The sequence below is a fragment of the Candidatus Chordibacter forsetii genome, assembly GCF_964187505.1.
GTDB classification, from domain to species: domain Bacteria; phylum Verrucomicrobiota; class Verrucomicrobiia; order Opitutales; family Seribacteraceae; genus Chordibacter; species Chordibacter forsetii.
In genome coordinates this window covers 1-12,102 of the sequence record NZ_CAXLML010000169.1, presented here as the reverse complement: position 1 = coordinate 12,102, position 12,102 = coordinate 1, and the positions used below count along the sequence as shown (strand labels likewise).

Genomic DNA, 12,102 nt, shown 5'->3' with positions numbered 1-12,102 from the left:
TTCTTTTCCATTTGCTCCTCCAGAGTAAATAAGCACGGTGAAGGATTTTTTTGAGCGGTTATAAGAAGAAATTCGGTATTGTTCCTGTCCAGTCATGCCCATTCCAAGTACCGTGATATCATTTCCCTGCTCCCCAGCAAGTGCATGGCGAATCACTTCGTCAGAACCTCCAGAAATTTGGGCATACCATCGCCAGGCATAGTAATGAAGGTGGTTTGGGTCCCCAGGATTTATGTAGTTTGCTTCGGTGAATGGAAGTCCACTGGATTGAACCTCTACAGGTATCATGGTGTCATCGGAGTTGCCTCTTAACCCGATTTTTCGAGCTATGATGTCAGGTCCTCCGTCATTTGAAGGAATAACCCATTTGGGTTTTAATTGTTTGATTCTGCCGTTGTAATCTACACGTTTGACTAAGCCCATCGACCATTTACTTGAATTGTCACACCACGGCATGTTCATTGTATTTAAACCTCTTTCTAATAATTTTCCAAAGATGGTAACTGTTTTATCGAAAGAATCTTTCTCGTTCTTTACTCCGTCAGCATTGACATCATGATTGATGTTCGAATCATCCCATACTATCCAGGATTCAGAAGAGAGGATTTTTTTGGAATATAAGTTGGCAGCATCCAGTTTGCTCCGCACTAAATCATATTGGCTCCAGACATTGGGAATGATGTGCCCATCCATCATCCCATAGCCGTTGAAGTGGTCGGATACATTCATGTTGAGGGCATCGACTCCTTTCATCATTTCGGTGGAGGCAATTTGCTGATCGTAGTAATCATCCACGGCCACTGCACCCTTTCCCTTTAATCCGGCGAGAGATTCGCATCCTTCACAAGGAGAAGTTCCTGAGGTGGATATTATTACTGGCATTCTCGGTTCTCGGTTGTAGATGGAGCGAACAGCTTTGGCACCTTTCTTAAAAATTTCCTCTATAATAAAGTCAGAGTCCGCTTCTTTCATCATACCTTGTAGGTTTACTTCGTGGTAGAGTTGATAGGCATCTACACGACCTTTAAAATGTTCAGCAATTCGGGAGACAAATTCGGCGTGCAGACCTGTTTTGGGGCGCCAAGGTCCAGCGTTTCCAGAAACCGATGCCCACCTGGGTGTATGCCACATCACAAATTCAACCTTCACTCCTCGCTCAACGCATAGATTAACCGCATTTTCGATCGATTGTAAGTGAGCGGACATATGATTCTTGTAATCCGTATTCTTTTCATTTGGTTCCACTGCATTCCAACTTACCCAAAACTGGGCATAACTACTGTGCTTGGATATCAGTGGTCGGTTCGCATCGTAAAGTTCGCATCCGGGAAGCCCAAAAGGTTGCCAACGTACCCCAATTTGCAGGTGGTCGGTTGTCCAAGCATAAGGTCCTGATTTAGGTAATTGCTCTGAGGGTGCAGCGGCGATCAATCGTGAGTACAAAGGCGCGGTCAAGACAATGGCAGTTAGTAAAAACAGTAATTTCAATTTCATCAGAAATAAGTTTAGACGGTAAGGTTTTGTATGAAAATTAGAAAGAATCAATGAGGTCTAATAGAATAAGACGGAAAGATTATGCCAACAGAAGGAAAGAATCCCCTTCTAACGGAGCATTCCTGCGCCCAAAGTTTCATTGGTAAAAGGGTCGACCAAAATAAAACTCCCCGTATTACGGTTCCTGCGGTATGAGTCCCAGAAAACAGGTTGGGAAGTTCTCAGGGCGACACGACCGATGTCGTTCATGCCCAATTCCTGATCATCTTCGTTTTTCCTGAGGGAGTTTACATCAATTTTGTAGCGAACTTCACTAACTAAGACTTGTGCCTCTTTGGTCGTTTGTCGAAAAAGGAACTTGGCTCCTTTTTTAAGTTTTTTAGCTCCTGAAAACCAGCAAATACGAGCATCCAAGTCCTGAGAATTATTTGGTTGGTTGTTTGGTTTGACCAACATGTCACCTCGGCTTACATCAATTTCATCCTCCAACAAGATGGTGACGGACTGGGGGTGAAAGGCCTCGTCGAGTTCTTGATCCGCGAGCAAGATTTTTTTGATCTTTGAAGAAAACCCTGAGGGAAGAACAGTCACTTCATCTCCCGTTTTAAAAACACCTCCCGCAACACGACCTGCAAAACCACGAAAGTCATGATGCTCATCAGAATGAGGACGAATGACCCATTGCACTGGGAAGCGGGCGTCCACATGATTGAAATCCGATCCAACATATACATTCTCCAGGTGATAAAGTAAGGGCGGACCTTTATACCAATTCATGTTTTCTGATCTATCCACTACATTGTCTCCTTTTAATGCAGAGATGGGTATAAAAGTAATATCGGTAACATTCTCCAAACGACTGGCAAAATCGGTAAATTGTTCGAGAACTTTAATGTATGCATCTTCCTCATAGCCAACCAAGTCCATTTTGTTAATGCACACGGCGACGTGTTTGATCCCGAGCAGATCGGCAATGAAACTATGTCTTTTAGTCTGTTCGACGACTCCGTGCCTTGCATCTACCAGAATAAGGGCTAAGTTCGCGGTTGATGCACCCGTCACCATATTTCGGGTGTACTGGATATGGCCAGGCGTATCAGCAATAATGAACTTTCGTTTGGGTGTGGCAAAATAACGATAAGCAACATCTATGGTTATGCCCTGCTCTCTTTCAGCTTTCAGCCCGTCGGTTAGAAGGGCAAGGTTTACATGTTCATCCCCTCTTTTTTTACTGCTGACTTCAATTGCTTCCAATTGATCCTCAAAAATCGCTTTTGTGTCGTGAAAAAGTCGGCCGATCAAAGTGCTCTTGCCGTCGTCCACACTGCCTGCAGTGGTGAAACGTAAGAGATCCATATTTAGATAGTTTTTGTCTTCGCTCATGAAAAGTGGCGGTTAATAATTAGAAATATCCCTGTTTTTTGCGGTCTTCCATGGCTGATTCCGATCTTCGGTCATCTGCCCGGGTTCCACGCTCAGTTACCCGTGAAGCTGCCACTTCGGCAATGACTTCATCCAAGTTGGCAGCCGTCGAAAGAACAGCTCCCGTGCAGGTAGCATCACCAATGGTGCGGAAGCGAACAATTTCTCTTCGTGGAGTTTCCTTGTCGTTGGGAATGACAAAATCACTCACTGCGAGAAGGGATCCATTTCGCTCAATAATTTCGCGCTCATGTGAAAAGTAAAGCGAAGGGAGTTCGATTTTTTCTTTTTTAAGGTATTGCCAAACATCCATTTCTGTCCAGTTGCTCAAGGGAAAAACCCGAAAGTGTTCACCCTGGCTTTTTCTACCATTGAAAAGATTCCACAATTCAGGACGCTGGTTTTTGGGATCCCATTGTCCAAATGCATCGCGGTGAGAGAAAAAACGCTCTTTAGCCCTCGCCTTTTCTTCATCTCGACGACCACCTCCAAGGGCAGCATCCAAACTCTGTGACTCAATTGTTTCGAGTAAGGTTACTGATTGAAGAGCGTTGCGACTTGCATTGGGACCAGTTTCTTCAACTGCAGTACCTTGATCAATGGAATCCTGAACCAACCCAACGATTAGTTGAGATCCAACCTTATCTACAAATTGATCCCGGAATTCTATGGTTTCCGGAAAATTATGCCCAGTATCTACATGAACCAGTGGAAAGGGGGACTTAGCTGGAAAAAATGCCTTGTAGGCTAAGTGAGCCATGACAATGGAATCTTTGCCTCCGGAAAAAAGCAATCCTGGTCGTTCAAACTGGGCAGCTGTCTCGCGAAGTACGAATATAGCTTCCGCCTCTAGTTGTTCCAAATGGGTAAGGTTATAGTTTTTCATTTGCTTAAAGAGAAATTGAATCGAGAACGAATTGGAAAAGTTTATCAGATGAAATATCCTCACTCTCTTTTTCGCTGTCTATAATGAATTGTTGATCTACGGGTTCTTCAAAATCAGACCCCTGCCCTGTAAAAGAAGGCACCAGTCCATCACTTGCTTTAGCATACAGGCCTTTCACATCTCGTTCCTGGCAAGTATTAAAGGAGGCTTTGACGAAAACCTCCTGGAAATAATGATCTCCGATAATCGTTCGTGCACTTTGACGGAATTCACGCAATGGGGTAATTAATGAAACGAAAACAATAAGGCCATTTGCTGAAAAGATTTTGGCAACCTCACTAACTCGACGAATATTTTCACGACGGTCTTTTTCGGAGAAGCTTAAGTCCTGGTTCAGTCCTGAACGGAGGTTGTCACCATCTAGAACTACGGAATGAATACCCTTTTCATGAAGGCGTTTTTCCATCTTTAAAGCCATGGTACTTTTCCCGGAACCAGATAAGCCATAAAGCCAAAAGACAGTACCTTTACTTCCGAGAAGTTTCTCTTTCTCAGTTTGAGCAATTAATCGATCAGAGATCGGATGTATATTCTTGTTTTTCACGGAAAAGGAAAGAAATTAACATATCTAAAAAAAAAAGCGAGAACGCTTAGGGGCGCTCTCGCTTATTGGGGTGAGAGATTTCTCTCTCGTGGGGTAAGTTTCTAAATTATTGAGTTGGGCAGGCTCCGGCAAGATTAATCGAGATTTCAATCTCGTTAGCAACTTTGTCCAAATATTCTCCAGGTTTGATGCCGAAATCGTCCCGTTTAACTTTGAATTTTGAGCGTACCACCAGTAAATCCCCTGGGGTCTTATTCCTTTTTTCAAGCAAGCCTTCGAGGTATGTCAGTTCTACTGGAACTTCCATGATTATAGTAACATTTCGAATCGTCATTTTTCCCTCAGCTGTTGCTTTGAGGGCACGAGCTTCTGTTTTAATGTTTCTAAGGTTAGAAAGTGAGAATACGATTTGAGGAAATTTTGATACATGCAGCCAGCCTTCTCCGTGCATATGTTCCTGAAGCACAGAATTATCGACTCTTAGGCTTGATGCATCAAGGACGATTGTTCCCTTGGTCGATTCTGGTTTCGTTGGATCGTAGGAAATTATTCCTGAAATTCCCCCAGCTGAACCGCTTATAGATTCCAATAATGCATCCAATTGAAAAATGATGGTGTTTACCCCTTTGGGGTCTTTAAAATCAAATGATTTGGGCGACCCGAATATGCAAAGAGGAGCAAATAATAAAAAAGAATAAATAAATTTCATTTGTTTAGTACGAATCAGTGAGGCATTTTTTTCAAACTTCTTTTTTGATAAAACGATCCCAAGGTCAGGAGTGAAGAAAGGGCTAAGCCCAATATTGGGGTTTCGATACCGCATATAAAACGATCTTTCCAAATTACCTGAGTTTGAGTGCCCAGTTCAGGCATTCCTTCCACTACTGGTACTTCTTGATGAATTTCCTCACTGGTTGCCCAAAAAGAGAGCCTGGCACCATCTTTCACCCAGAAAAAAATCGCAATGGATAAGGGAAGGGAAATTATAAAGTATCTGACCATAAGGCTAGTCTTAGGCTCTCGGGTGGGCGAGTTTATGAGCGTTTTTTAACCTGCCCACAGATACATGGGTATACACTTGGGTGGTGGATAGGCTTGCATGGCCGAGGAGTTCTTGGACTGCTCGGAGGTCAGCCCCATTATCTAAAAGATGGGTTGCAAAGGAATGCCTGAGTTTGTGAGGGGTAAAGTCTTGTGGGAGCGATGCAATTTTTAGGCATTTTTTGAGAAATAATTGTACCCATCTCGTGGATAGTCTTTTCCCTGATCGATTTGTAAATACAGGAGCATGTAACGAGGCGTCATTGCTGTAGGACTTTCGAAGCTGAACGAGCTTTGATGCGGTAATCGATACAATTGGACAGGTTCGTTCCTTATTCCCTTTTCCTATTACTCGAATTATCCTATTGGGCAGATCTAAGTGTTCATGATTTAAGCTCACAACCTCGCTTACTCGAAGTCCGGCACCATACATGAGTTCAAGAATGATCCCATCGCGCGTAGCCAGAAAATCAGCTTGATTGGAGTCTTGGTGAACCAAGGCCGGGGCTGTCATAAGCGAGCGTGCCTGTTTCTCAGTTAAAAATTTGGGGAGAGATTTTTCAGCTTTAGGCAGAGATAAGTTTTTAAAAGGATTGGAGTTTGCCCAGCCACGGGTTTGGCAAAACTGGTAAAAGCAGCGTAGGGCGGACACTTGATTGGCTAAAGTTCTACGCGATAAAGAATTTTGAGCCTCAATAAGATAAGACCGGGCAATTTGCCTATCCACCTTAATGAGTTTCTTTTCTTTTGACTCCTGGCATAGCCAATGGGCAAACTTTTGAAGTGCTCCTTTGTAGTTTCGTAATGTGTGGGCAGATAATCTTCGCTCCAGGGTCAAGTGGTCTAAGAATCGAACTACCTCCAGTTCCGGGTTTTCCGGTTCGCTTTTGGTTTCTAATTCTATTTCAGTCGTATCCACGTTTCCACGACAAGTTCATAAATGCCGACAAAAAAGACCACTAAAAAAACCAAGATTGCAACTGTAAGGTAGGCCCCGAACCCAGTTTGTGGGCTCTGCCTGGGGTCCTTTTTATAACCATTAGAAGTGCTATCATAAGGGGCAATTGATACAAGGTTACCGGATCTCTCAGAGCGATTCTTTAATGGAGTTTTCTTGCTCATGCTTGCACCTAACATGGTTTCGTCTGCATGGCTTGGCAAGCGGAAGCAGTTGTCTTTCTCCAGTCTTACTCATTGGCAAACAAGAAGGGTTCTACTTTGGCCCTTACATCTTCAAAAGAATCTTCCAAAATATAGTGACCCGAATCTGCAAAACGATGGGATATTATATGGGGCCATTGCTTCTCCCATTTTTTTAAATACCCACCATGGAAGCAAAAGTCTTTCATTCCCCAGCATGCCATCGCTGGAGTGGTTGAAAATGCCTTTAGCTTTTCTGCCGTGGATTGAAGAATCGAAAGGGTTGGATGATTAAGCTCATAAGGGATGTCTTTAACAAAATTCCAGATAGCCACACGATTTTTCCAATTCCCATAGGGCTGGAGCAATCCTTTTTTAGCTGAGTCTGTCATTCCTTTGGATGATGCCATCCAAGTTGCCGGACCAGCAAATCCATTGAGTGCTCGGACAAAAAATTCACCAATGACTGGAAGTCGACAGAACAGAATACGGCGAGGTACATCTCGGGAAGGAAAGGCAGCGGTATTGAGCAATACGATCTTACGAATTCGATGAGCTTGATCAGCAAACGCAGTCATTCCAATTGCTCCTCCCCAGTCATGCACTACTAAATTAAAGTTTTGAAGGTTTAATGAATCAACCAACTCCAAAAGATTGGTAGCATGATTTTGCAGGTTATAGGAGAAAGAAGAAGAACTTGGCTTGTCAGAAAGTCCACAACCTAAATGATCAACCGCAATACATCTGCTATGATCCTTCCAAAAACGGACGGCCTTACGGTAATAAAATGACCAGGTGGGATTACCGTGAAGGAATAATGTGGGCGTTTTCTCATCACTACCTTCGTCCAAGTAGCTTAGGGAATGTCCGTTGGAAAGTTTGAACCGCTTAGGTTGAAAAGGATAAGAATCCTTAAGATTGGATGGAATGTTCAAGGATTAATCGAAAGCATTAAGCTGGATAGACCACTGCCTATTCCCAATAGTGCCGTTTTCCGTAAGAGGTTTTGCGGATCTTTTTCACACGCAAGCGTATAAGTTATCGGAAGAGATGCCGATCCGCAGTTACCCAGGTTCTCAAAGCTTGAAAAATTGATTAATGGATCAATGGAAAGGGCTTCAAGCACTGCCTGGCTGTGAGCTTTCCCGACTTGATGAGTGATTAGAAGTTCTGGATCACGAGGTTCCCAATCTTGAATTTTAAGAAATTTAGCCCATGCCCGTTGAGCTACCGAAATACCCGCATGCAGAAGCTCTTCCGAGTCGGTCTGCATGACCAAGTCATCCCCGGAGGTATCCCCTTGGCATAATTCATTATAGGAAGTATCTGTCTCCGTAGCCCATGAGCCCATGGATGGACAATCTTTATCAACTAAGTCTCGATGGGCAATAGACCATGCAACCGCACTTGCTCCGATGGTAAGGTTGGCAAAAAATGGCTTGATCGATTTTCGGGTATGATCACCCTCATTTAATAGTTGAATGGTTTTGTCAACTAAAGGTGCCCCATTCTCTCCAGCGACCAAAATGGCCCGGCGAATTTGCCCAGTTTCAATCATAGAACCTGCCAGTACCAATGCATTTAAAAAACCAAGGCAAGCATTGGAAATATCAAGGATTTGGGTGCCGCCGCCCAGTCCCATCAACCGATGAACATAGGATGCAGTGGCAGGTTCCAGGCGATCTCGGCATACCGAGCAATGAATAAGTAAATCCACTTCGCTTCCATTAATTCCTGATTGTAAAAGCTTAAGCCCAGCTTCGGCAGAGGCTTGAGAGGGTTTGAAGTTGCTCGGCCAAAGTCGGCGCTCAGAGATTCCGGTCATCAACTCTAAGCGACCAGTGGGTAATTTTAAAGATTCATACAGTGGAGAAAGCTTCTTTTCGATATCAGAAGATTTATAAATTTCGGGAGGCAGGGAGTAAGCCATCCCTTCGATTACCACAGATGAGAAACTCATGGGTTCAAACGCATGGCTTCCTGAACAATTTCCTGATCGAAATAATTCATTCCCATTCCTGCATCAATAACAATTCCTTGCCCATTAATTCCAGAGGAGCGAGGGCTCAGTAAAAAGGCGGCCAAGTTGGCAACTTCTTCGGTCTGCAAAGCTTTCTTTCGAAATGTCAATTTTTCAGCATACAAATAATTAACGAGATATCCGGGGATTCCTGCTGATGCACTGGTTTTCAAGGGACCAGCATTTACCGAATTAAATCTTACTGAAGTATCCTTTGAGAATGATTTTGCAAGGTATCGTATGGAAGCTTCCAGAGATGCTTTTATTGGGGCCATATATCCATAATTCTCAGCAGTTACTTCAGTGGAAGAAATACCAATGGTTATAAAGGATGCATCTTTAACGAGGAATGGTTTGCAGATCCTGGCCAATTCGACCAAGGAAAAAGATGAAATTTGAGTTGCTTGAAGAAAGTCCTCTCTTTTGGTTTCGTGAAAAGGTTTTACTCCGTCAGTATAGTTGGCAAAGGCGATGGAATGGACTACGCCGTTTAATTGGAGTTCTGGTTCGGATTCTAGAGTGGTCTGTAAATTTTCTAAGTCTGCAGGGCTTTCAAAATCACAGATGAAAATGGGGCTTTGTGAAGGAAGGAGGTTTTGCAATTCCAAACGACGTTTTTCGCTGCGAACACAATAAAGCAGGTTTGCCCCTTCAGATTCTAATACCTTGGCAACCGCCCAGGCTACACTTTTGCGGTTGGCGACTCCAACGACTAAAAAGGTTTTTCCTCTGAGGTTGAGAAAACTCACTTGGGGGGATTTTCTCTAACCATAGCCAGTGCATAAGATATGGTCAGGGCAACTTTACCTTCTTTGCGAATTTCTCCAGTCATTGTGAAGAACTGCCCCATCTTTTCGCCTAAAGTTACGGAAATTTCAACTTCGTCGCCTGGCTTTACCATGCGTTTGAATCGAGCATCTCGAATTCTCGAAAGAACAGGAGTTACTGAACTGTCATTTAAAGATTCGGACTGCAAGTGATCGGCGAGAAAAATGGCTCCCGTTTGAAAAACCGATTCACACAGGAGGACCCCAGGCATAATTGGATTACCTGGGTAGTGTCCTTCGAAAAAAGAAAAGTCAGGACGGATTGTTAGGGCTGCACGAGCCCCAGTTTCTGTAATCTCGATAATTTTATCGATAAAGAGAAAGGGGGGGCGATGAGGAATGCGACGATAAATTTCTTCCATATACAAGGAAGAGAGCTAGAGAATGAAAGCCTCTCAGGCAATGGCAAAGGTAGACTCGTCAATATCGTCTGGATTACCCTTACCAGGTTTTTGCCGTAAAAAGCTATCTATTTTATTAGCTGTGATCACTCCGTAATTAATGGTACCAAGCCAGCCGGACATAATAATTCCAACCGAACCGGCATGAAAAAGTCCGGGTGCGTATTTTGGTAAGTCTCCTGAAACTTCTAAGCCTTCAAACTTAGTTCCGAATGTTGCCCCGTTTGCATGTTGGGTATAATGTTTAATCGTTCTGGGAGTGGCGGCTTCCAAATGATCAATTTTATCCCTGATATCAGGAATTATTTTTTCGAGAGCCTCCAAGCTTTCCTCGCAAAGTCTTTTTTTAGCTTTTTCGTACTCTTCATCGCTTAGTTTGCCCCAATCTTTCCAGTTTGCATTTAAGGAGGCAACAATGCTGTACCTTGGGTCTTTCCGGTGAGGCCGGGTATCGGGGTAGTAAATCGAGAAAGTGCGGCTTGTAGTGTGAAAGTCTGCAAGTTCATCGGTCGAAAAATTTGCAGATTCCGATGTGAATATCAGGTCGCCAACTGATTCAGGGATTACTGCCCCTTTTTTCAGCCCAATATAAACTTGGCAGGATGTGCTGTTTAGTCGAACTTCTTTAGCTTGCGAGGCAAATCTCTTAGGCAGTTTTGATAGACCCAGCATATTTTCAATAGTGTTTTTTAGATTCGCATTAGAAAGAACGGCCCCACAGCGAATTTTTTTCCCATTAACGATAACTCCAGTAACGCATGATTTACCATCTCTCTCTTCAGTAATTAGTTTTTCAACCAAACATTGGCGGCGCAGTTCTGCTCCATTGCTTCGTAGTTCATTAACCATTTTACGAATTAAAGAGTCGGTGCCGTCTTTGAAGGTATAAATCCCCTTGCGCATAAAATTGGTAAAAACAATCCCGTAAGCAATGGCCGGATCCATAAAGGATGAGCCATTTGCGTAGGAAATTGGTTCTAAGAGGAGCCTCTTGACATCGTCGCGCCCTGGGAAGAATTCTTCTAGGAGATCCCCGATAGTTCGTCCATCTTGAGCAAAATAATCCATCTTGCGTAAATGATCGTAAAATTCTTCCACCCTTTCACGGGCAATCTTAAAGGTATTGTGAAGAATATTAGTAAAGTCCATACGATCAAATGTGGTCCTAAGATCGTATTGCGGATTAACAAATCGTATATTTTTTAATTGAACAATCGAATCAGCAATTTCCTTGGTCCAATATCTACGGCAGGACTTGATCATGCCTACAGGAAATCCATGGAGTGAAATATCAAAAATATGTCCCCCTGCCCGCTTAAACCATGTTGCTAAGCCTCCAAATTGATAGTGGTTTTCCAGCAAGAGTACAGAATGACCTTGTTTTGCTAAACAATTAGCACCAGTTAATCCGCCCAGTCCACTACCCACGACTACTACATCGTAATAGTCCTTAGCGCCTTTCAAATGGTCTCTTTTGGAATTCATGTAGATATAAAGCTAATGTAAATTGGGGGATCCGGCAAACAAACCGATTTATTGATCTTTGTGATTACTGTATTTGTCCATGAATTGCTTAACGGTCTGTTTAGGGTCATCGCCAGGTCCGATCAAATAGGAAGTATTGATCTCATTCAAAAGCAAAAAATCTTCGATATTCAATTCAAGTGGAGATATAGACAAACTGGTAAGCTGCATTTCTTTGAGTGGAGATAGATCATCAAGGCCGAGGCCGATTAAATTTAAATTTTTTAGCGGACAATAAGTCAGTGGAGCGATTGAGAAAATCGGAGATCCGGGCAATGTTAAATTTTCTAAAGGGGACTCCATTAATGGACCAAGGTCATTGACCTCAGTTTTTCTGAGTTCTAGGTTGCGGAGTGGACTTCCCCGAAGAGGTGCAAGGTCAGAAATAAGTGTCTTGTTTAAATTCAATTCTTCTAGCGGACAGTCTGCAAGTGGGGACAAGTTTTCGACTTTTGAATTTTGAAGAAATAATTTCTCTAATGGTTTCTCAGCAAGCGGACGAAGATCGAGAAGGTTGGTACCTGAGAGATCCAACTTGGTTAAAGGCATCGAATGAGTAAAAGATAGGTTTTGAGTCGAGCATCCGGACAAGTCTAATTCCTCAATGGGTAAGATAGCTAAAGATTCAAAGTCAGTTGATTGAGATTGGACCGCGGAAAGTCTTTTAAGTTTAAACCTTTTAAATTCGCGGAAAGGAAAAGTGCATCCTTTAGGAAGGGATAAAGCCTCCAATGAAAAAGATT

At 43.1% G+C, this 12,102-nt stretch carries 12 protein-coding genes and 1 pseudogene; all 13 read right to left on the bottom strand.

Going from position 1 to position 12,102, the window contains the following annotated elements:
- A partial coding sequence (locus ACKPQ4_RS07130) for a hypothetical protein (protein ID WP_407680497.1) occupies window positions 1–1,494 on the bottom strand: 1,494 nt, incomplete at its 3' end.
- 108 nt (window positions 1,495–1,602) lie between these two features.
- A complete protein-coding gene (locus ACKPQ4_RS07125; protein WP_407680496.1) occupies window positions 1,603–2,877 on the bottom strand; it encodes a sulfate adenylyltransferase subunit 1 in 1,275 nt (424 codons plus the stop codon).
- A gap of 19 nt (window positions 2,878–2,896) precedes the next feature.
- Entirely contained in the window at window positions 2,897–3,802 is a 906-nt protein-coding gene (gene cysD, locus ACKPQ4_RS07120; RefSeq protein ID WP_407680495.1) for a sulfate adenylyltransferase subunit CysD, read from the bottom strand.
- Window positions 3,803–3,806: 4 nt separating this feature from the next.
- Window positions 3,807–4,406: an adenylyl-sulfate kinase gene (gene cysC, locus ACKPQ4_RS07115; RefSeq protein WP_407680494.1), complete on the bottom strand. Its 600-nt coding sequence runs from the start codon at window positions 4,404–4,406 to the stop codon at window positions 3,807–3,809.
- 106 nt (window positions 4,407–4,512) lie between these two features.
- Window positions 4,513–5,115 (bottom strand): YceI family protein, encoded by a 603-nt coding sequence (locus ACKPQ4_RS07110; protein ID WP_407680493.1) that lies wholly within the window; start codon window positions 5,113–5,115, stop codon window positions 4,513–4,515.
- A 14-nt stretch (window positions 5,116–5,129) separates the two neighbouring features.
- On the bottom strand, window positions 5,130–5,408 hold the full coding sequence (locus ACKPQ4_RS07105; protein WP_407680492.1) for a hypothetical protein: 279 nt from the start codon (window positions 5,406–5,408) through the stop codon (window positions 5,130–5,132).
- A 10-nt stretch (window positions 5,409–5,418) separates the two neighbouring features.
- Complete coding sequence (locus ACKPQ4_RS07100) at window positions 5,419–6,366, bottom strand: tyrosine recombinase XerC (RefSeq protein ID WP_407680491.1); 948 nt, start codon at window positions 6,364–6,366, stop codon at window positions 5,419–5,421.
- Between the two features lie 268 nt (window positions 6,367–6,634).
- Window positions 6,635–7,522 (bottom strand): alpha/beta fold hydrolase, encoded by an 888-nt coding sequence (locus ACKPQ4_RS07095; RefSeq protein WP_407680490.1) that lies wholly within the window; start codon window positions 7,520–7,522, stop codon window positions 6,635–6,637.
- Complete coding sequence (locus tag ACKPQ4_RS07090) at window positions 7,519–8,547, bottom strand: 3-oxoacyl-ACP synthase III (RefSeq protein WP_407680489.1); 1,029 nt, start codon at window positions 8,545–8,547, stop codon at window positions 7,519–7,521. The genes ACKPQ4_RS07095 and ACKPQ4_RS07090 overlap by 4 nt, the downstream gene beginning before the upstream one ends.
- Window positions 8,544–9,356, bottom strand: a complete 813-nt coding sequence (locus ACKPQ4_RS07085; RefSeq protein WP_407680488.1) for an enoyl-ACP reductase FabI — start codon at window positions 9,354–9,356, stop codon at window positions 8,544–8,546. The genes ACKPQ4_RS07090 and ACKPQ4_RS07085 overlap by 4 nt, the downstream gene beginning before the upstream one ends.
- Entirely contained in the window at window positions 9,353–9,796 is a 444-nt protein-coding gene (locus tag ACKPQ4_RS07080) for a 3-hydroxyacyl-ACP dehydratase FabZ family protein (RefSeq protein WP_407680487.1), read from the bottom strand. Before ACKPQ4_RS07080 ends, ACKPQ4_RS07085 begins: the two co-directional genes overlap by 4 nt.
- A gap of 33 nt (window positions 9,797–9,829) precedes the next feature.
- Window positions 9,830–11,320: a phytoene desaturase family protein gene (locus ACKPQ4_RS07075; RefSeq protein WP_407680486.1), complete on the bottom strand. Its 1,491-nt coding sequence runs from the start codon at window positions 11,318–11,320 to the stop codon at window positions 9,830–9,832.
- A 48-nt stretch (window positions 11,321–11,368) separates the two neighbouring features.
- A pseudogene (locus ACKPQ4_RS07070) lies at window positions 11,369–12,102 on the bottom strand (hypothetical protein); the annotation flags it as partial.

Excerpts from the sequence above, each read along its gene's own strand:
- ACKPQ4_RS07105 (WP_407680492.1), bottom strand. The coding sequence starts at position 5,408 with ATGGTCAGATACTTTATAATTTCCCTTCCCTTATCCATTGCGATTTTT.
- ACKPQ4_RS07090 (WP_407680489.1), bottom strand. The coding sequence starts at position 8,547 with ATGAGTTTCTCATCTGTGGTAATCGAAGGGATGGCTTACTCCCTGCCT.
- ACKPQ4_RS07125 (WP_407680496.1), bottom strand. The coding sequence starts at position 2,877 with ATGAGCGAAGACAAAAACTATCTAAATATGGATCTCTTACGTTTCACC.
- ACKPQ4_RS07080 (WP_407680487.1), bottom strand. The coding sequence starts at position 9,796 with ATGGAAGAAATTTATCGTCGCATTCCTCATCGCCCCCCCTTTCTCTTT.
- ACKPQ4_RS07110 (WP_407680493.1), bottom strand. The coding sequence starts at position 5,115 with ATGAAATTTATTTATTCTTTTTTATTATTTGCTCCTCTTTGCATATTC.
- cysD (WP_407680495.1), bottom strand. The coding sequence starts at position 3,802 with ATGAAAAACTATAACCTTACCCATTTGGAACAACTAGAGGCGGAAGCT.
- ACKPQ4_RS07075 (WP_407680486.1), bottom strand. The coding sequence starts at position 11,320 with ATGAATTCCAAAAGAGACCATTTGAAAGGCGCTAAGGACTATTACGAT.